Annotated in this window: 11 protein-coding genes; all 11 read right to left on the bottom strand. The window is 57.8% G+C overall.

Going from position 1 to position 20,970, the window contains the following annotated elements; genetic code table 11:
* The coding region (locus KO538_RS12280) for a filamentous hemagglutinin N-terminal domain-containing protein (RefSeq protein WP_219328452.1) at window positions 1–3,746 on the bottom strand (3,746 nt) is incomplete at its 3' end.
* A 65-nt stretch (window positions 3,747–3,811) separates the two neighbouring features.
* Window positions 3,812–5,584, bottom strand: coding sequence for a ShlB/FhaC/HecB family hemolysin secretion/activation protein (locus tag KO538_RS12275; RefSeq protein ID WP_219328451.1), 1,773 nt, complete (start codon window positions 5,582–5,584; stop codon window positions 3,812–3,814).
* A gap of 297 nt (window positions 5,585–5,881) precedes the next feature.
* The gene (locus tag KO538_RS12270; RefSeq protein WP_219328450.1) at window positions 5,882–6,673 is read right to left on the bottom strand and encodes a hypothetical protein; all 792 of its coding nucleotides are present in this window, start codon (window positions 6,671–6,673) and stop codon (window positions 5,882–5,884) included.
* 484 nt (window positions 6,674–7,157) lie between these two features.
* A complete protein-coding gene (locus tag KO538_RS12265; RefSeq protein ID WP_070306027.1) occupies window positions 7,158–7,949 on the bottom strand; it encodes a hypothetical protein in 792 nt (263 codons plus the stop codon).
* 124 nt (window positions 7,950–8,073) lie between these two features.
* Window positions 8,074–8,865: a S24 family peptidase gene (locus KO538_RS12260; protein WP_219328449.1), complete on the bottom strand. Its 792-nt coding sequence runs from the start codon at window positions 8,863–8,865 to the stop codon at window positions 8,074–8,076.
* Between the two features lie 31 nt (window positions 8,866–8,896).
* Window positions 8,897–9,676 (bottom strand): hypothetical protein, encoded by a 780-nt coding sequence (locus tag KO538_RS12255; protein WP_072453877.1) that lies wholly within the window; start codon window positions 9,674–9,676, stop codon window positions 8,897–8,899.
* Between the two features lie 17 nt (window positions 9,677–9,693).
* Window positions 9,694–12,597, bottom strand: a complete 2,904-nt coding sequence (locus KO538_RS12250) for a T6SS effector BTH_I2691 family protein (RefSeq protein WP_219328448.1) — start codon at window positions 12,595–12,597, stop codon at window positions 9,694–9,696.
* 45 nt (window positions 12,598–12,642) lie between these two features.
* A complete protein-coding gene (locus tag KO538_RS12245) occupies window positions 12,643–13,566 on the bottom strand; it encodes a DUF4123 domain-containing protein (protein ID WP_219328447.1) in 924 nt (307 codons plus the stop codon).
* Complete coding sequence (locus tag KO538_RS12240; RefSeq protein WP_219328446.1) at window positions 13,553–16,357, bottom strand: type VI secretion system Vgr family protein; 2,805 nt, start codon at window positions 16,355–16,357, stop codon at window positions 13,553–13,555. The genes KO538_RS12245 and KO538_RS12240 overlap by 14 nt, the downstream gene beginning before the upstream one ends.
* 122 nt (window positions 16,358–16,479) lie before the next feature.
* Entirely contained in the window at window positions 16,480–17,835 is a 1,356-nt protein-coding gene (locus KO538_RS12235; protein ID WP_219328445.1) for a T6SS immunity protein Tli4 family protein, read from the bottom strand.
* Window positions 17,836–17,863: 28 nt separating this feature from the next.
* Complete coding sequence (locus tag KO538_RS12230) at window positions 17,864–20,917, bottom strand: phospholipase (protein WP_219328444.1); 3,054 nt, start codon at window positions 20,915–20,917, stop codon at window positions 17,864–17,866.
* Window positions 20,918–20,970: the final 53 nt, after the last annotated feature.

The raw sequence follows: 20,970 nt of genomic DNA, 5'->3' as shown, positions 1-20,970 counted from the left end.
CTGGCCGAGATGACGGCTTTGTTCGTCAGCACATCGCCGCTGCGCGCCGTGATGGCGATATTCGCCGCCCCCGTCTGGCTGCCAGACAGGTCCACGTTGGCGCCCGTCAGCGTGGCCGTACCTGCTGCCAGATTCTGGCCACTGGCCTGCAGCACGCCATCCGCGTTAATAGTCAAGTCGCCAGCCGTCCCCAGGCTGCCGTCGGCTTTCACGCCGGCGCCCAGCAGACCGCTGCTGGTGATCTTGCCAGCGGATATATTGGTGTTGTTGACGGACGCGATGGAACCTGTGTTGTTGAGCAAGCCGCCCACCGTCAATTGCTGGTTGCGGCCCGCGTACAGCAGGCCCGCGTTGTTCAGATCGCCGCTCACTTTCGCCGTCAGGTCCATGCCGGCGCTGACCGTGCCCTGCTGGTTCAGCAAAGTTGCCGCATCCAGGCGTGCATTCTCCGCCTGCAATACGCCGCGCGTGTTGTCGACATGCACACCACCGACATGCAAGTCGGCAGTCGCTGCCATCACGCCATCGGTATTGTTCAGCGCCCCCTTGCTGGCAATATCCGCCGAGGCAGCGGATGTAATGCGGCCCTTGCTGTTGTCCAGCACGCCGGCCTGCACTTGCAGGCCGCCATTGCTGGCGATGTTGCCACGCGTATTGTCCAGGGTCTGCGCCACGTCCACGCGCATCTGTCCCGGTCCCGTCTGCTGCAGGGTGCCGTCGCTATTGTCCAGCTGGCCGGCCTGCACTGTTACGGTCTGCCCGGAGGTGATGGCATGGCGGTGATCGATCGTTTCCGCCTGGATATCAACTAAACCATTGCCCGTCACCTTGCCGCGTTCGTCATCGAAGCGCGCCGCCTCAATACTCAGGCGGCCCGTGCCCGCATGTTCGATGCTGCCGTCGCGGTTAAGCACCGTGTCGGCATGCAGCGCCAGCTTGGCGCTGTTGACGGCGATGCGTCCGCCCGTGTTGTCTAGGGTGCTGCCTTGCAGAGTAGTGTCGCCGTTGCCCGTCTGAATCAGGGTGCCGCTGCGGTTGTCGAGCGATCCCGTTTGGATATCCAACTGGCCCGCGCTCAAGGTGCCGCGCACGTTCGACAGGGCCTGTCCGCTGCCAGCTGCCGCTACGGACAGCAAGCCGGTGGTCGTCACCAGCGCGTTATCGGTGACGACATTGCCAGCGCCGGCGTGCAAATCGATGGCCGCGCCGCCCGTCTGGCTGCCGCTCAGGTCAATGGCGGCAGCGTGCAGGCTGGTCTTGCCGGCGGCCAGGTTCTGGCCATGCGCACTGATCGCTTGCCCAGCTGTCAGTTGCAACTGGCCGCTGCCAGTCAGGCTGCCGTCGGCGCGGATACCGGCGCCCAGCAAGCTGCCGGCCACGCTGTCGATGCGGCTGGCGTCGATGCGGTTGTCGCCCTGCGCAGCGATCACGCCGCTGTTGCTGACGGCGCCGTTCACCTGCAGCGCCTGGCTGCCGGCCGCATACAGGTTGCCGCTGTTCAGTACCTCGCCAGCCTCGGTGACAAGATTGCCACCAGCAAACACGCTGCCGGCCGTATTGTTCAACTTTGCGACCGTCAAGGCCGCATCGCCCGCCAGCGCCTGGATCTGGCCGCGCGTATTGTCGACGTCGCCACTATCGAGGCGCAGCTTGCCGCCAGCGGCCAGGGTCGCTTCCGTGTTGTCCAGCACGCCTGTCGACACTGCCAGGTCGCTGCTGGCGACGATACGGCCTTTCTGGTTTTGCACGCCGGCCGCCTGTACCGTCATCGTGCCGTTGCTCTCCAGAGCACCACCGCGATTGTCCAGCCCGCCGCGCACCTGCACGCCGGTCGCCCCCTGGCCGCTCTGCGCCAGGCTGCCCCCCCGGTTGTCCAGGGTGCCGGCATTGATACTGAGCTGCCCCGCCACCGTGCGCGCGTCGCGGTGGTCGACCTGTTCTCCCGTCAGCGCCATCGCGCCGTTGCTGATGATGCTGCCGCGCTGCAAGTTGATTTGTCCCGCGCCGATCTCCAGCGCACCCGTGCCCGCATGCTGGATCTGTCCATCCTGGTTGCTCAGGCTGGCGGCCTGCAGGCGCAAGGCCTGGCTATTCGTGGCGATGACGCCGCGCGTGTTGTCCAGGCTGCCGGGCAATTGGATACTCAAGTCGCTCGAACCGAGTTGCGTGATCTGGCCGCCCACGTTCGACAAGTCGTGCGCATTCAGCCCCAACTGCTGGCCCGTCAGCTGCGCTGCATCGCTGCGCACGGTGCGTGCCGCGTCCAGCTGCAGGCGTTCGCGCGCGCTGACCTGCGCGCGGCTGGCGTCGAGGTCGCCGGCGCTGGCGCCCAGGCTGACGTTCGCGCCAGAAACCTGCGCGCCAGCAAGGTCCAGTTGGCGGGCAGCCAAGCTGCTGTCGCCGCCAGCCACCACCGTACCGTGGGCGGCAATGGTGTCGCCAGCAGAAACACTCAGCTTGCCGCTGACGGTCAATGTATTGTCCAGATTCAAGCCGGCCGCCAGCACGGAGCCAGCACCCGCATCGATGCGCGATCCGGCGCCCGTGGCTTGCACGCCGACATTGTTCTGCGCGCCGATCACGCCGCTGTTCGCAATATTGCCCTGCGCCTGCACCTGGCTGTCGCCGCCCGCATACACGGTACCGCTGTTGGCCACGTCGCCCGTGACGGCGATGCTGGTCTGGCTGCCGCTGCCGGCGGACTGGATGTTGCCGCTGTTGCTCAGCCAGCCGTTCGATTGCAGCACCAGGTTGCCCGCCGTCGCCGCCAGCACGCCCGCGTTGCGTACGCCCAGGCCCGCTTCCGTGCCGATCAAGGTAATCTTGCCCGCATACATGCCGCCCAGCTGCGCCACGTCCAGCGCGTAGGCTGGTGCAGGACCTACGCCAGACGCTGCGCCCGCCAAGCCATGCGCCGCATCGATCTGATTCGTTCCTGTCACCACTTTCAGTTCCTGCGCCCAGATACCGCCATTGATTTGCGCGGCGCGCGCCAGGATGGCCGTATAGTCGCTCAGCGACGTATCGAGGCCGCGACCATTGATCGTGACCACGCCGCGCTGCACCATGTAGCCGTCCAGGCTGCCATCGTTGAGCATCGGCGTACCCGTCGTCAGCACGACCCGGCTGGCATTGATAAAACCGCCGCCATCGATGGCCACGCCAGCCGGATTGGCGATGACGACTTCGGCGCGCTGGCCCGCCACTTCCACATAGCCGCGCAACTGGCTCGGATTTGCCGAGTTGACCTCGTTGAGGATGACGCGCGCGCTGCCGCCCGCCAGCCACGGGTTGCCCTGCACCCAGCCGCCCGTCTGCGTCTGCACATTGCCGCGGCTGTTGTTGAGGATGGCGCCATTCGCCGTCACGTCGAACTGGCTGTAGGTATTGCGCGAGACACCCGCCGCGCTCGGCGTCTGGATATTCACCTGGGTCACGCCATTGGCGCTTTGCACCACCGTCGGACGCTGGCGGCCCGGCGCGTTCGGGTCGGCCACGATCTGCCCCATGGCCGGACCGGCTACAAAGGCCACCATGCCCAGCGCGCCAAATATCGCCAAGGCCAGCGGCCGCAAGCGGCCATTCACACTTAAACTTAGCCCGCCACCGCCATCACCCTCAAATACGCCGCTATCCAGGCCGCCTTCGCCCTTGGCCGCCTTGCCTTGCGACGAGGCATTTTCGGCGACGACCATCAGTTGGCCACGGCGTTTATTGAAGATGATGCGGTACAGGTTCTTGTTCATGAAATGTCCTAATGACAATTAAATGATGCGATAAAGGGAGATGACAACTGATCGATGGCGGCGTCTTAGTAACTGGCGTTCAGGCTGAAGCCGGCCGTATGGCTGGCCGTACGGAACAGCTCGGGTTTGCGCACGGGCCAGCCGACAAAGGCGTCGTACTGCACGCCCAGCCACTGGCCGCGCAAACCGACGAAGCCGCCCGTCAGGCGCCGCGCAATCAGCCATTCGGCGGATGGCCCCGACACTTCGCCGTGGTCCAGCCCGGCATACGCTTCCTGGCCGCTGCTGCCCAGCGGCACGCCGAGCTCATTGCGCAGCAGCCAGCCGCGCTCGGCGGACAAGCTGCTTTCGCCGTCGTAGCCACGTACCGTGTAGCGCCCGCCGATGGCAAAGCGGTCTTGCGGCACCAGCGGCGTGCGGTTGTGCTGCATGCGCCAGCTGCCCGCGTAGCGCAGCGGCTGGCCAGCCAGCTTGAACGGCGCCGACAGGGCCGCGTCGGCCAGGACGAGTTTGAAACGCGACGTGCCCTCGCCAAATGCTTCCTCGGGCGCCGCCATCGCATGCATCGCGCCCGTGCCGCGCCGGTATTGCAGGTTCAAGTCCAAGGTGGCCTGTCCCATGAATTCGCGATGACCGATACCCAGTTCCCAGCCCGCCATGCGGCGGCGCTGCACTTCCACTTCCGTGTCGTCGATGAAATTCTGCGCGGCGCGTTGCCAGCCGCGCAGGGACACCGTCGTCTTGCGCGACGCGTCGCGGTACACCAGGCGCGAGAGTTTCACTTCCTTGTTCTGGCTGGCGCCGCTGTAGTTGTAGTCTTGATTGATGCCGGCCACGGACTGGTGGTAATGGCTGTCGCTGGCCGTGAAGGCCAACAGCCAGTAGGCGTAGGGAATCGAATAGTGGGCCACCATGCCGCCCGTGCCGCGCGGGCCGTTGCGGTCGCCGTCGACGTTCTGGTTCAGGCTCAGGTAAAACAGGTCGTTCAGGGTCAACCAGTGGTCGTACGACAGGGTCACGCTGCCCTGCAGCTTGCCTGTCGAGCGCGAACCGCCATCATCGAGGCCCAGCGCCAGCCGAAACGGCAAGCCCTGCTTCCACTGGATCTGCAGGTCGCTCTCGCCCGGCTTGGCGTTGCCGCCCTCGGCCGGCATGATCTGGATATCGGCCTCGGCCGTCGGCACGCGCTTGAAGTTCTCCAGCGCCTGCTCCGTATCGCGCACGTTGAGCAAGTCGCCGGGCCGCGCCGGCACGGCATTCCACCAAGTGGCCCGGGGATTCGTGCCGGGCGCAAAACCGATCTGGCGGATACGCCCCGGTATCACGCTCAAGGCCAAACTACCCTTGCTCAAGTCCTGCGGCTCGGCCAGCACGCGCGTGGTGACGTAGCCGCGCGCGATGATGGCGTTCTGCATGCGGCCCATCAGTACATTGATGGCCTGCGTGCCCAGGCAACGGCCCAGCGGAGAATCCAGCGCGCCCAGGTCGTCGCGGTTGGTGGCGTTCAATGCCCACTTGAACTGCGCCGCATCCTCGCCCCGCAACACAAGATGGTCAATCGTAAAACACGGCGATTCGCCCGTCGGCAAGCGGTTTGCGGACACCGCGGCAGGCGCCTCGAGCAGGCGCACGTCGGGATTGCGTTCCTGCTGCTGGCGCAGGACGCGCTCGCGCTCTTGCTGGCGTATCAATTCTTGGCTGGCATCGTCGCGCTGGCTGCTGCCAGGCGTGGTGGGAAGGGGCGGCGCGATTTCGGGACGGGTCTGCGCGGACACGGCGGCACACAGGGTGCTGCTAAACAAAAATACACCGCACCATGGCGTCAAGCGCAGGTGCATATGTTGCCTTAAATAATTATTTACGTAAGGAAATTATAAATTAATTATTTCTACCGGGCAACTTTATTTATTTCTTGAGAACTTTACCTCTTTGGTAACTACTTTTCATCTATCCAATTACCACTAGTAATCAAAGATATCGTCTTGAGCACCCAAGATCATGCTGAAGCCTGCGACAAGATCTCCGTCACTTGTCGCTGCCTGTACGCTGGAACAGCACCTGGCGCGCCTGCAGCAGCCTGGACGATCACTGCCAAGCCAGATATTTTCTGAATGGGAAATTTATTATGGAAATTATCAAGCAGACTGAATTTTGTATTTCGACCTATGCTTCTTCAATGCCAATTCACAACTATACCCAATAAAACCATAGCTGTGATCCTTGAATAAAGTAGCACCTTCGCGTATATCAAAGTCATTTGGCCTTGGAAAACCATGGGCAGCGAAAATTTCTGTCGCATAGACCGCATAGTCACGCATGGTTCTAAAGCTCCAATACTCAAAAGGAAAACAAAAAATTAGCGGCATCAGAAATATGATGCCAAACATCGTAATTAAATGCTCTTTTTTTTCTAACGATACATCGATAGATAAAAGAAGCATAAGTGAAAGAATTATCCAAACAGCTAATGTCATGTTCCTTGCAAATTTCATGCAACTCCAGAAAAAAGCACGCTCTCCGCAATAAGCATTCAATGGCATCATAAAAAAGCTATCGTCGATGCGCAGCAAACTGTGTACGTACAGCACATCCTCTTTCTGTGTCACCACCAATTTGACGATATCGCCATCCTTGATCTTGTCAGCGTCTCTAAAAACGCCACACACTACTTTTCCATTGACCATTCCGGCAAAATTGTACATATCTTCGCCATCGTAAAAACTCAGCATGGCGGCATTTGTCAAGGCTCCTGGCATGCCGTTGATCACGGCTGCAACGCCACCAGCCAGATTTTTTTCCACAAAGCTGCTTTCGATTTCATCAAGTAAATTCACATTTGTTGCAGCCATATGGAATTCCGTGAGCTTTCCCTCCACTGTAAAAAAATCCCCTTCGGAAGATGTATTTTCAATATTCTCTTCGGCCATGATTCGCTTCCTAACAATTATGCTTGAACCGCCTTTAATGCCTTATGCAGCTCCATCAATTTTTTCACCAGAATCAAACAGCTATTCGCTAGCTCCCACTTCTTTTCCTCAAGTCGCATATTTATCAGGCAGATGGAATCTTGTGCTTCAACCTGTGTTTTTTCAGAGCCAGCTCACAATTCGTTGCAAAAAATACATTTCCATTATTTTCGAAAAAAGTAATCCCTTTGCGAGCATCAAATACATCTGACTTTGGGAAACCATAAGCGAGGAAAATTTTCTCAGCGCATACAGAATAATCACGTATGCTCTTATATGTCCAGCATTAGAAAGGAAAACAAAACAGCGGAGGCATCAACAATATCGCGCCAAATGCTGTAATTAAATTTTCTTTTTTCCATTGATACCAATAATATATTTCCAATAACCCATCAATTCCGCGCAGGGAGTAACTGAGATCGAACTTCAAAATTAAAAAAAATTATCAGGAAGATTGAATATTATATTTCAACCGGTGTTTCTTCAAAGCCAACTCACAACTATATCCAATAAAGCCATGGCTTTGATTTTTAAATAAAGTAGCACCCATTCGCATATCAAAGTCACTAGGTCTTGGAAAACCATGGGCAGCGAAAATTTCTGTCGCACATATCGAATAATCACGCATGGTTCTGAAGCTCCAATATTCGAAAGGAAACCAAAAAACTAAAGGAGCCAGGAATATAATTCCACATGCCACAATTAAATATTCTTTTTTTTCAACTGATATATCAACATATGAAAAAAAGGCAGCAAAAGCCATAATCCACATAAACAGTATCATATTCCGCGCAAACTTCATGCAACTCCAGAAAAAAGCTCGCTTTCCGCAATAGGTATTCAATGGCATCAGCAACAAACTATCGTCAATACGGAGCAAACTGTGCACGTACAGCACGTCATTTCTCTGTGTCACCACCAATTTTACGATATCGCCATCCTTGATTTTATCAGCGTCTCTAAAAACACCACACACTACTTTTCCGTTGACCATTCCGGCAAAATTGTACATATCTTCGCCATCGTAAAAACTCAGCATGGCGGCATTTGCCAATGCCCCTGGCATGCCGTTGATGAGGGCGGCAACGCCACCTGCCAAATTTTTTTCCACAAAGCTGCTTTCGATTTCATCAAGTAAATTCACATTTGTTGCAGCCATATGGAATTCCGTGAGCTTTCCTTCCACTGTAAAAAAATCCCCTTCGGAAGATGTTTTTTCAATATTCTCTTCGGCCATGATGCGCTTCCTAACAGTTCTGCTTGAGCCACCTTTAATGCTTTATGTAACTCCATCGTTTTTTTCACCAGAATCAAACAACTATTCGCTAGCCCCCTCTTCTTTTCATAAAGTTACATATTTATCAAGCAGGTGGAATCTTGTGCTTCAACCTGTGTTTTTTCAGAGCCAGCTCACAATTCGTCGCAAAAAATCCATTTCCATTATTTTCGAAAAAAGTAATCCCTCTGCGAGCATCAAATACATCTGGCTTTGGGAAACCATAAGCGAGGAAAATTTTCTCAGCGTAGACTGAATAACCACGCATACTCTTATATGTCCAGTATTCGAAAGGAAAACAAAACAACGGAGGTATCAACAATATTGCGCCAAATGCTGTAATTAAATTTTCTTTCTTTTCCATTGATACATCGATCAATAAAAAAAAACCAGAAAATAAAACAACCCAAACAAATAACGTCATGTTTCTTGCAAATCTCATGCAATTCCATAAAAAAGCGCGTTCTCCGCAATAAGCATTCAGAGGCATCAATAAGAGGCTATCCTCTATACGAAGAAGGCTGTGTACGTGCAGGACATCACCCCTTCTTGCCACGACCAATTTGACGACATCGCCATCCCTGATCTTGTCCGCATCATCAAAAACACCACAGACTACTTCGCCATTGACCAGCCCGGCAAAATTATGCATATCTTCGCCATCGTAACAACTTATCATGGCTGAAGTTGCCAATGTTCCAGGCATGCCATTGATGGCCGCTGCGACGCCACCTGCAAGGTTTTTCTCCTCAATATTTTTTTCTATTTTCCTGAGTAAGTTTATAGTTGTTGCAGCAGTCTGAAACTCTGTGATTTCCCCTTCCAGAATAAAATACCACTCACTTGAAATCTCTTCGAAGAAATTTTTATCACCCATTAAATTTATCTAATTTTTCGTCAATGGGAAGTCAGGCATGATTCAACTTGTATTTATCTCGATGCTTTTGAAGGGCAATTTCACAATTGATCGCGCCAAAACCATAAGCTGCGTCCTTATATAAAATCATGCCACTGCGAATATCCAGATCGTCCGGCAAGGGGAAACCATAGGCGGTGAATATGGCTGATGCATATAGGGAGTAATAGCGCATGGACTTGTAGGTCCAGTATTCAAATGGAAACAGGATCAACACAGGCAGCAGGAGCATGATGCTACTTGCTATCAACGGCTTTACCAGATCATCCATTGAAATGTCGACGCTGTAAAAAAAGCCGGCAAACATGACCAGCCAGGCGAACAAGGTAAACCGCCATGCCACTCTCATGCAGCCTTTGAAAAAAGCCCGTTCTCCACAGTAGACGTTCAAGGGCATCAACAACAGGCTGTCCTCGATGCGCAGCAAGCTGTGCACGTGCAGCACCTCTCCTCGTTCCGACACCACGAGTTTCACGACATCACCATTCTTGAGTTTGTTGGCCTTGTCGAAGACGCCACACACCACCTTACCGTTGACCAGGGCGGCAAAATTAAACATGTCTTCGCCATCGTACAAGCTCAACATGGCGGAGTTGGCCAAGGCGCCATACATGCCATTGGCGGCGGCGGCAAGCCCGCCTGCAAGGTTTTTCCCCGCCAGCTTGGTCTCAATTTCTTTCAATAAATTAACGGTCGTTGCCGATATATGCAGCTCCGTCAATACACCCTCTACACTGAACAAAACTTCGTCAGAAAATCTGTTGTTACTCATTAATCAACTCCAGCTATTTAGGATTGAATTGCCTTGAACGCCTTTTGCAGTTCCAGCAGTTCCTTCTCGACCGTGTCATAAGGTTTTTCACTGAACCACCCCCTGCTCTTTCTGAAAGTGCAGGCTTGAAACCAATTCTCCAAAGCGTCATCCATGATCCACACACGATATCCAACCTCGACCACCGTAACGGCTACGCCGATGAGATTAAAACGTGCAAGTCTGATCAACCACAGGGTACGTTCCAGCCCCAGTCTGGCTGCCAGGGTTGCCGATTCAGCAAAGAAATGCGTCATTCTCAGCGCCAGCACCGAATTACTCATGAGAGTGGAACCGGCCATTCGCCAAAGCAGTGGTGCCGCGTAAGAGAATGCAGCGATCAGGCCCAGGCCAGTATTGAACAGGCCCATAATCGCACGTCCCGTGTAAATCCCAAACAGAATCCAGTTCACACGCTCTTTGTTGTATTCATCAAAAGCAGAAAGCATGTCAAGGCAAGATGCAATCGCACCAGCACTGGCTCCGAGTGTTCCTGCCGTCATTTTCAGCCCACCGCGGATCACATCCGCAGCATCTTTAATACCTACAATATTTTTGTAAGGGCTAATTTCCCTGATTGATTTTGCCACCGCATAGACGAGATCGAATGACATGCTGCTCAGCGAGAGGATAGACGCCGTAATTTCCGCCTTGATGCGTGGGGAATCCGCAAAATGCGGGAGTTTGGTCGTCAAGGAAATACCTTCGATCGACATCAAAACAACACCGATCCGGGCATGACGAAAATTGTTGGTTTCGGGCCGTTTTCCCTTGTCGATATCGTCCAGCGCCAGCTTGATCTTGTTTTTGACTTTTAGCTGTTCATCCTCGATCAGCTTTTCGATGCTCCCTTCCACCTTTGCCGCATCAGCCTGGGCAATTTTGGTCGCTTCCGCGCGCGCCATGCGTGCTGCTTTCCTGTCGATGCCCTGTTCCAGCTTGTTTTTCTCGCTTTCTGTCCTCAGGGTATCGGCATACTTTTTCGCCTTTTCCTTCAGTTCCCCGGCGATCTTGTCCTTCAGCGGATTCATCAACTCTTCGAAGCCAATTTTCTCGGCCAGATCAGCGAGTTTGGAGTAAAGCAATGCACCGACGACGCTGGAAATTGCCTTGTCCAGCCGGCTGCTCTTGCTGGACATGGCCTGGGTCCATTCCGATATCCGTGCGTAGACCATGCCCTCCACGCTACGATGATATTTGGAAAGGCTGTGTATTCTATTGGCCGGGTCCGGCTTGGTTTTGCCGGTATGGATATCGATGATGTTTTTATCTCGCAACCACTCATCCCAGGCGGAATCGATCTTCTTGAAGGAATCGACCAGTCCCTTGCAAGCTTTCAACCAAGGTGCACCTTGCACCTTTGAAATATCACCAGCCGCCTCGACCTGGTCTTTTGCTTCCTGAAAAGCTTTTTTTGCTTCGTCGTACAGCGATTTGAAATTGTAGAAATTTGCGCGCATGTACAAGTTTTTACGCTCCACCGCTTTCACATCCATCCAACTTTTCAGAATGGGCAAATTGTCTTTATGGGCAAACATGCCGAACGTGCACAAGGAATGTTCGAGGGTGAAGCAAAAACCACTGCCCAGGTTCTGCTCGTCGTAGGAGTCGAAAGCATCGACCAGTTCCGCAGAGGTGACCCACTTGAGATGGTTCGCATTTCTCTTTTTCGTTTCCACATCAGCTTTGTTGGACAAGTTCTCCAGCGTTTTCTTGAGCAAATCGATCTCATCGACCGATATCAATGATTCATATTTGCCGGTGAATTTCTCTCGCTCGTTTTGCTCGCTGGTCGCCAAAATATGCTCGCGCCGACTCTCACGCGCTTCTTCATTTTTCCTGATGCGCTCCTCGATAATTTCCGCTTCCTTGACGCGGTTCAGTTTCCGCAGCATCTGCGCATTATCCTGATCGAGATTCGGCAAGCGGATCGCATCGAGGTCGGCAAGGTTTTTCTTGCGGATTTCTACTCCGTATTTGATGGCGGCATCCTTGACGTCCTCGATCGCAACCATGACCTCCAATTTGCGCTGATTGCTGATCTTGTCCTTGTCTTCACGCTTCAGGAAATCTTCCAGCGGTTGCATGGCAGCATTGCGATAATCATTCAATTCCTGCGTAATGCCAATGGGATCGAACACGACAAAAGCGGCGGCTTTGCCAGCCACCATCTTTTCTTCCAATTTTCCAATTCGCCCGCCCGGCGTCGCCGAGGGCATGTTGGACATGCCGCGAAACGCATCGGCAGTCCCCCGGTACAATTGCCCCATGATATTCTTGCCCAGCTGGCTTTTGCTGGCATTTTGGTACTGCCTGGCCAGTATCGATTCCGGCACGTATTTGCCCAGCTCTTCTGGCTTCAGGCTGTGCGGCTGTTCGGTACTGCCTGCCGCCCATTCCTTCGGCAGGAATACCTGCATCTGTCCAGTTCCAACCCTGGCGTCGGCATTGGCCGCATAGGCGTCCAGCCGATCTGTCGTCATGGCAGTCGGCGTAAACAGCAGATAAATTTTTTCGACAAACTCGATCTTGTCGATCGCGATCAGGCTGGCATTGATGCCGCAGGTGGTGCGGTCGCAGGAGAAAGTCACGGCCGCCGAGGGCGGTGTATCGACGGGGAACTTCGACAGAAAGGCGTCGTCGTCGGCAAAATAGCCCTCCCAATACAGCAATCCCGACCGCTTGATCAGCACGTACAGGAAGCCGGAGCGCAGCAGGCGCGGCGCATAGCTGGCGTTTTCCAGTTTGATGTGCTTGACCTTGTCGCCCAGCTTGCCTGGCAGCGCGGGCACGCTGCCGGCCGCCCCCTCGCCCACCACTGCCGCATAGCGCAAGGGCAAGATGAACAAGCCGTTTTTATCGCAGAATTTACAGTCTTTCATCGCTCTTCCTGTTAGGTGTGCGGCACGCGGCCATCCAGCTGGGCATCAGTCCAGGGAATGCAGACGGGCTTTCAATACTATGTCCAGCGGCAAGCCTTGCGTCGCTGCCATCCGCATCAGTTCCCCGAGGGCGGGGTGCAAGGTGAAGGCCTGGCCGTATTCAACGGCGCGCCAGGCATAGGCGATCTGATCGTCAGCCTGCTCCAGGCCCGCACTTGCGCTGTGGACAAGATGGTGGTCGATTTGCGCATCGATGCCAGGCCCGATTGCCGTTTGCCTTGCGCGCAGGATGCGCACCACCAGGTTGATCTGCTCGATGCGCTCCATCGCCTGCATGGTTGGCTCATCGATACGCAGGGGAATGTCTTGCAGCGCCGATACCGGCTGCGCATGGCCATGCTGGATCAGCTGCCCATCGCGGTCGAGCTGGCACCATTTTTCAACAGGACCGAGCAGATCGGAAAAACTGCTGCGCCCAGGCACGCCTGCTGCGGTAGAAGGCGGCAACACTCTTGCCAGATGCGGCATGACGCGCGGGTCAAAATAGCGCAGGTAGACGGCGTCGCCGGACGGATAGCGCACATTCAGGCGCGCCAGCATGGCGCTGCGCAAGCGCTCCAGGGTCGCCTGGCCAAACAGCCAGGCACAGATCCGGGGTACCGCGCCCGCTTCGGCTTGCTGCTCCAGCGCCAGCTTCAGGCTCTGTTCGACCAGCGCGTAGTGCTCTGGCCGGCGGTTTGACAGTTCGAGCAGCATCGGCGCGCGTTGCAAGTCATCCTCGAAGATCGGGTCATCGAGCAGCACGCTGGCCGCAGGCGGCGACAGGGCTTCGATCGCCTCGCGCAGGGGATTGTCGATGAACTGGTCGATCAGGACGACGGTCCTGTCATAGTCGCGGGCCGCGTTGTAGAGCACTTCATCGGCGCGTGCCGCCGATACAGTTGGCGACGGTGAATTATCGTTTGACACTGGCCGCTCCCGCCATCGTGGCATCGAGAAGTTTCAGCGCGCAGCCTTTCAATTGTCCCATCGGCAAGGCCAGGGGTACAGGACTGGCGCTGGCCGGCCCCGTGAACTCCTTCATGCCGGCCTTGAATTCCATCTTGCCGGGTCCATGGATTTCGATATTGCCGCCCTCGAGCTTGATATAGGCGCCCTGCACTGTCATCAGCACATGCTGCTTGCCGCTGATATTGACGCTTTTACTGACGCTGGCCACGGTCACGGCCTTGTCTGCGGTTAATTTTGTTTCATCGGACTGGCTCTGGCTGCTGACCTTGCCGCTGGCGGCGTGCAGGCGGATGCCGGTTTCCTGGTTGGGTTTGTCTGCCTTGCTGGCCTTGCCATAGGTGAACAGGCTGATGCCGGAACTGATCGCATGAAAATGGTTGCCTTGCGCGCCGAAATTGATGTCCTGCCCTGCCGCGATGCTGCTCGTATTGCCGGCGGCGAAAAGCGCATTGAGCGGCGTGGTGGCGGCGATGCCGGCCGGACTGGACAATTGCAACTGGGGCGCCCCGTAGGCCGTTGCCTGGCCGTCGCCCGTGCCCGTCGTGCCCTTGAGCATGTCGATGCTGTTCGCCAATTGTTTCAATGCGGGCAGCGTATCGGGCGCCGTTTCGGCCTGGCCTTGCCCACCGCCCAACACAGCCTTGTGCTTTTGCGCCGTCTCGGCAAGCGAAGTCAGCAAGGCCAGGCTCTGTTCGATCTGGGCAGTGGCTTCCTTCGTATCCATCTGCGTGCCGCTGGCGTTGGTACGCCCGTCGGTCGACAGCAGCAGCCCCTGCCCCGCACGCAGCGCGGCGCTGTGCTCGGTTTTCAGTTCGGCGCCGAAGCCGGCGGCGGCCAGCCGCTGGTTGTCCGTCTGATGGCGCAAGTGCCCGAGATTCAGCTCGGCAGTACCCTGGTGCGCGCCGGCATGGCGCTGCAGGGCCACGCGCGGCTGACCCGGACTGTCGTCGAACACGAGCTGGCTGTACGCCGCGCCGCCCTGCTGGCTGGCCTGCATGGCTTGGCTCTTGATGCCGGACAACGCGGCCGGATGAGCATGCGCGCCCGCCTCACCGGGAAACCAGGCCGGTGCATTGCCGGTGGCGGGCCCGGCGCCATGGGACACGCGATTATTCTGGGCATCGGCCGTGCCCTGGCCGTTGTAGACGGCACCGATCACGAGTGGCCGGTCGATATTGCCTTCCAGGAAATCAATCAATACTTCCTGGCCAATGCGCGGCAAGGCATGGCCGCCCCAGTTGGCGCCCGCCACCGGCGCCATGGTGGAGGCCACGCGCACCCAGGTGCCGGCACTGTCATCGCCAGGCGCACCAGTATGCTTGCCGCCTTGCGGATGGTCGAGGCGGCTGTGGCTCGTGACGCCGCGCTGCCAGTGAAATTGCACCTTGATGCGGTGGTCGCGGTCGGTGTGAATCGCGGCGCCAGCCGGGCCCACCACGACGGCCGTCTGCTGGCCATGCACGGTCGGGCGCGGATGCAGCAGCCGGCCATGCTGATCCTTGCCGCTGGCGCGATAAGGAATGTTGCTGCGGATGGCATCGATGCGGTTGCGGTACAGGGGCCGCTCGGCAATGGCGCCCAGCAGCGCCGGCATGCGGTGCAGGCTGCCCGCTTGCTCCTTGCGGATGGCGGCATCGAGCAGGCCCGTCTTGAGCGTTTGCACAACGGACGATTGCAGATCCGCGCTCAGGTTGTTGTGCATCAGGTGCACCGTGCGCACGACCAGGAAGTTGCGTGCGTCGTCGCTACCCTGGTCGAACACCGGCTGTCCCTGCAAGCTGAACGTGGTGCCCGGCGACAAGGTACGCACGGTACCGGCCGCCACATGGACTTCCTTGCCCGCTTCAAGCGCCTGCAACTGGTTGCGCGCGATACGCTGGCCCTGCTCACGCGAGGCGTAGGCATAGGCCCCGGGCGCGTCGCGGCTGAGCAGCTCCACCTGCTGCGCCTCACCCGTCGCGCTGGCGACACGCTGGTCGAGCGAGCGGTAATCCCAGCTGCCGATGGCGATGGCATTGGTCTGCTGGCGCAATTCGGTGCGCCAGCGGTCGATGCTGTCGACCTTCATCACGGCACCCGGCTGCGTGAAATCGATGCTGCTCTGGGCATTCGGCTTGAACGCGCCGTTATGGTCCGCGATCACCAGGCAGTGGCTGCCCAGGCTGGGGCTGCCCGGATCGCCGCTGTGTTCATAGTAATAAAACAGGCCTTCCTCGTGCATCAGGCGCTGCGCGTAGGCCCAGTCGCTTTCCTGGTATTGGGTGCTCAGGCTGCGTTTCGGGTATGCCGCTCGGTCGAGAATATCGAAACGCCAGGCCGGCGCCAGCTTGCCTTGCGCCTGATAAGCGGCAAACAGCGCGTCGAGGATGTCGAATACCGTCATGTCCTGGAACACGCGGCTGTCGCGGCCGTGGGCAAGAAACGTGCTCCACGGTTCCAATGTCAACTGATAGCGCGCCATGCCGCCGTTCGCGCCAACCAGCTCGACGGCGGTGATGTGGCCGTGGAACGGGCGCAGCGCGTCGGCGCTGGTCGCGGTCAGCAATTGCAGCAGGGCCGGCTGGCCGATCAAGGTACGCAAGGAAATGGCGGCGTCCGTCGACAGGGCCGCGATCTGGAACACGAAGCCCGTGCTCAAGCCCTCCTCGCCGCGCACGCATTCGGCCAGCAGGCGGTCAGCGCCGAGGGGCGTGGTCAGCTGTAACAATCTGCTGGCTTGCGTGAAACTGGCGGGCGAGGACATGGACATCCGGAACTCCATCACGCGGCTTACCGCATAAAATTAGTAAATAAGCACTTTTATCAAAGCCATTACACCCTAGAAATTTCGTTATAGCAAGAGTGTTTCGATTGAAATCCGGACTGCGGCAATCATTGCGAGCCGTTAAGACCGCGCAGTTCCGGCATGGCCGGTTCCGTAGGCCGCAAATGTGTACTCTTCAACAAGGTTTCCAGGCGCGCGTAGCTGGTCTTGAACGGCGGCGGATTCTGCGTCAGTTCCGGCGCCTGCTCCATGCTGCGGCTGTTAAGTTCGATCAGGATGTAGGGCAGCACTGCCGTACCCAGCCATCCCGCGTAACCGGTAAATACCGTATAGGTTTCAAACGGCGTGCTGCCGGGCAGGCTCACTTTCAGCGCCACGCCGCCCTGCTGCGCCGTCAGCGCGCCGATGCGGGCGCTACGGGGCGCGATGCGTTCGACAATGAAAGGCTGGGCTTCCTGCTCGCCGCGGCTGCCGAACTTGCCGATGCCGCCGGTGGCGGCCGCCTGGACCAGCGGCACTTTCAAGGCGCGCGGATCGACATTGCCGGTGCTGATCGTATACAACACGCCGGGCGCGTCGGGCCAGCGCAAGGACTGCTTGATAGCGCTGACCGTCTTGCCATCGTCAGCGATAAAGCCATGCGGAATGCACAGGCCCAAGTCCTTCGGCACTTCGTTGGCGGCGCGCGGGCGGAAGCTTTTCAGGAAGCGGATGAACTGCTGGCCATGCGCTGCCTCGCTATCCTTGTCGCGTATTTCTTGCGTGGACTCAAACACGTAGACATAATCGCCGCGCTTCAGGTGGCTGCGATAGATGGAGTAGCGCATTGGGTTGACCGTTCCCGAACCTTCGCTGCTGCGGTAGCCTTCACTGCCGGGCAGGCCGGAATCAAATGCCTGGTAGTTGCTCTGCAGTTCCTTGATCTGCGCCTGCCTGCCGGTGACCGACTTCTGCGCCAGATAACTCGCCTGGCGGGTCCTGGCGTTGGCGGGCTGGCCTTTCAATTGGGCCAGTTCCGCCTCATCGTCCTTGAGCAGCGCCTGCAGCCTGTCGATCCTCGCTTGCGGCATGGCTTCCCGCAAGGCAGCCAGGTCTTCCTTGCCTAGCGGCCCCAGCACGCCGATGCGGACATTTCCAACCTGTATCTCATCACCTTGGTGAAATACTTCCTCGCTGAAAGAGCGGTAAAAGATACCCGTGTCGGAAGCGTCCTTGTAGCGGGTCGGCCATTGCACCGGCGCATGCACGTCGAACACCAGCCGCCCCAGGCATTCGCGCGCCGTGCCGGCCGGCGTCACGTAACCGGATGCGGTCGCTTGCATCAGTTCCTGCGCCGTGGGCTTGCGCGACGGCGCCGCCGGATCGGCCTGCTCAGCGCCCATGCCGTCGCCATGCGCGCCTGCACACAGCAGGAGAGCGGCGAGATGGCGTACGGCACTACGCGGAAAACGAACTATCATCATGGGCAGCAATCAAAAAATACACTATTCTTCAGGCCGCGCTTTCGCTCTGGCCGGTTGGCGGGCGTTTGCCTGATTCAACGTGGGCGTAGGTTTCTTGCGGCAGTGGATGGTCGACATCGTGCAGCCGTTTCTTCTCCTGATGGGCCAGCAGGGTCAGATTCATGCCAGATATATTGTTTTCGCCTGCCGTCCAGGTGACCGGCAAGGCCACGATAAAACCCTGCACGCCCACGGGAGCCGATTCGGGCGCGCGCGTTTGCGCCTCCCAGGAATGCGATTTGTCGCGCAAGATATCGGCATCGCGCCAGAAGCGCTCGTGGAACGGCATGTGGTGTTCCAGACTGCGCGTCCTGGCATTCCAGGTGGGCCATATCGAGCTGGGCTTGCCGCTTGGCCGCGCCAGGAAAGCGAAGGCCTTGGCATACGCTTCCGCATTGGCAAGCGCCACTTTTTGAATCGCCTCCCAAGTGTCCGGGGCCGCCGGACGCAACAGGTGCTTGATCAGGTCCTTGGCCGGGGTGGCGCCATCGGTCAGGCCGAACAGTTTTTTCCACAGGCGCACCCGCAAGTCATGCACGTTGACGCTGACCTTGTCGCTATCGACACCATCGAGCTCGACATCGGTCTGGTTGTCATCCCTGACGACGACCGCCAGTTCCGAATCGCGCCCGCCCAGCTGGCTGCGGTCGTTGATATTGGCGCTGCCCAGGATCGCCACCCGGTCGTCGGCGATCAGCAATTTGGAGTGCACATAAATCTGCTCCGTCACGTGACGCTTGTCCAAGGTTTCCCATGAACGCAGGTTGAGCAAGGTCAGGTAGCTGGTCCACTTGTCGCCGGCCAGTTCGGCCAGCCGGTCCGGCGCGTAGCCGGCAACGGTTTTCCTGGCCTCTTCCGCTCCGAGTTTTTTGCTCTTGCGCAAATCCCGCACGAGGATGGCACGCCGGATCCGGTTGACCAGGCTATCCTTGCCAAACACCAGCGACTGCATCGTCAAATGCAGCTGCGTCATGATATTGAGGGTGTCGAGCGTGCCTTCAGGGTGTACCGGCAGCACCATGTAGACATGGAAGGGCAAGCCATCGTTGATGGCGCGCTCGATGCGCTGCGACAATGCCAAGCCGATAGGATTGAGGATGCCCGACTCTTCCTTGCCCATCATGCGCGTCGAGGTAATATCGGCATAGTTGCTCATCACATTGAACAGATCGGCCATGAAATCGCTGCCGCCACCGGTAATGTCGGCCCTGACATCGTCGATCTGCGACCAGATCAACTTGTCGATCATCTCCGCCGGCGGCACGCCGTACACGCCGAGCTGCCGCGCGTACTTTTCATAGGCCGGCGACTTGCTGATATCGAGCAGCGCCGCCATGGGACCGGACAGCGGCCTGGTCTTGCTCGCATCGTCGCCATATTCCGATTGGAAAAACTGGCCCTCGATATAGATGAATTTCTGCGCCCCATTAATCGCCGTCAACATCGCCTTGAGGCAATTGTTCTGCGGCCACTCCGGACTGGCCGAACGTTTACTACCGCGCGCATGCGCGGCCCGCTCGTCATTGAGCAGCTTCATCGGCGCGCTGCGCAACACTTGCACCCAGGCGTCGCCCGGCTGCGCATGCGTATTCGGCGGCGGCGCGGCGGCGATGCGCTGCAATATCAATCTGGGCGTGCCGGACATGCCCAGTGCCTGGAACATCTTGATCAGCGCAGGCGGCATGCTGGCCTGGTACGATTTTTCATAGCGCTGGGCAATGCCATTCCAGCGCTCGATGAAATTGCGGCTCAAGTCGCTTACCGACGGCCCGACGATGGCCGCATGCACGTCGTGCCATGGCATGCGCGGCTGCGTGGCGGCGAAGGTCTTGGCCCCGGTCGGCATGATCTTGCGCAGCTTTTTCAGGTTTTCATAGCGCGTGGGACGCGCGTCGGCCAAGGTCGACAGATAAGTGAGGACGCCGATCACGAAGGTCTCGATCAGCTTGACCGTACCGCTGCGCAATTCGGGCGGCAGCTTGTTCAGCGAGCCGGCATTCAGCCACGACATCAGCGCCGTGCCGCCGTCGATCACATGCGCGCTGCCCGTGGTGCGCACGCCATCGACCTTGTCGCGCAAACCTTTGTCGAGCTGGCCGTAAGCCCAGCGCGATATATCCTGTGCGACATCGATCGGTATGTCTTGCAGCTTGCCGATAAAGTCGGGCATCAGGTCGATCGCCTGCCATTTTGCGGACATATTCTTCGATATCCGCGCGATGCCGTCCTTGGCGTCCTGCACCACGTCAAGCACGACGGCGACCGGCGTGGCCATGGCCGAGGTGGCGAACGTGGCCGCGCCACCGACTTTTCCGCCGATGCAGCCGGCCAGCAGTTCGGCGCGCGTCAGGTAGGCCGTTTGCGCTTCGTTATTCATCTGGTCGATGGCCGGGATGCAAGTGTTGTACACCTCGTTGCCCTTGCGCGTGCCATGGCTGAGGGCAAACTTGCCATTGTCGCGGCGGCCATAGGCAAGGTCGATGCCGCCGACAAACGCGCGCTCATCGTCGATCACCACCAGTTTCTGGTGATGGGAAAAGCCGATGCCCAGCATGCCTTCCATGTCGCTCTGGGCGATCGCCGGCAAGGCGAACGCCTTGGCGGGGCCGTCGACGCCGGCATTGAGCTGGAAGATCGCCAGCACGGTTTCGAAGTCGCCCGTGTCGACGCCGACCTTGGGCGAAAGCCACGGCATCACGTACACTTTCGGCGCGGCGGGGCTGGCGATGGCCGTTTCCAGGCATTCGAACAAGGTCTTCGTCGCCGTCAGTTCGACATCGAAATTGACTTGCCAACCGGTGATGAAAATCGATTTTTTTGCCCCTTCGATGGCCTTGGCCACGGCCGTGAAATACTCTTCGCCGGTGACATAGAACTCGACGCGGTTACCCTTTTGCTGTTCGGAAAAGATGCTGCCCCACTTATGCTTGGGGAAATTCGGCAGTTCCTCGCCATCGTGCACGAAACAGCCGGGCGCCGACGTGGCCGGCGCGCTCGGCGTACCGTCCTCGGCCGTCAGTTGGGAGATATTTTTATTTGTCATGACACATGTCGCAGTCTGTTGCCGACGTGGCGTAGTGGGAAAGAAAGCGTCGC

The sequence above is a fragment of the Janthinobacterium sp. NKUCC08_JDC genome, assembly GCF_019345575.1.
Classification (GTDB): domain Bacteria; phylum Pseudomonadota; class Gammaproteobacteria; order Burkholderiales; family Burkholderiaceae_D; genus Janthinobacterium; species Janthinobacterium aestuarii.
Note: the sequence above shows the minus strand (reverse complement) of the source record. Positions and strands in the feature narration are given on the sequence as shown.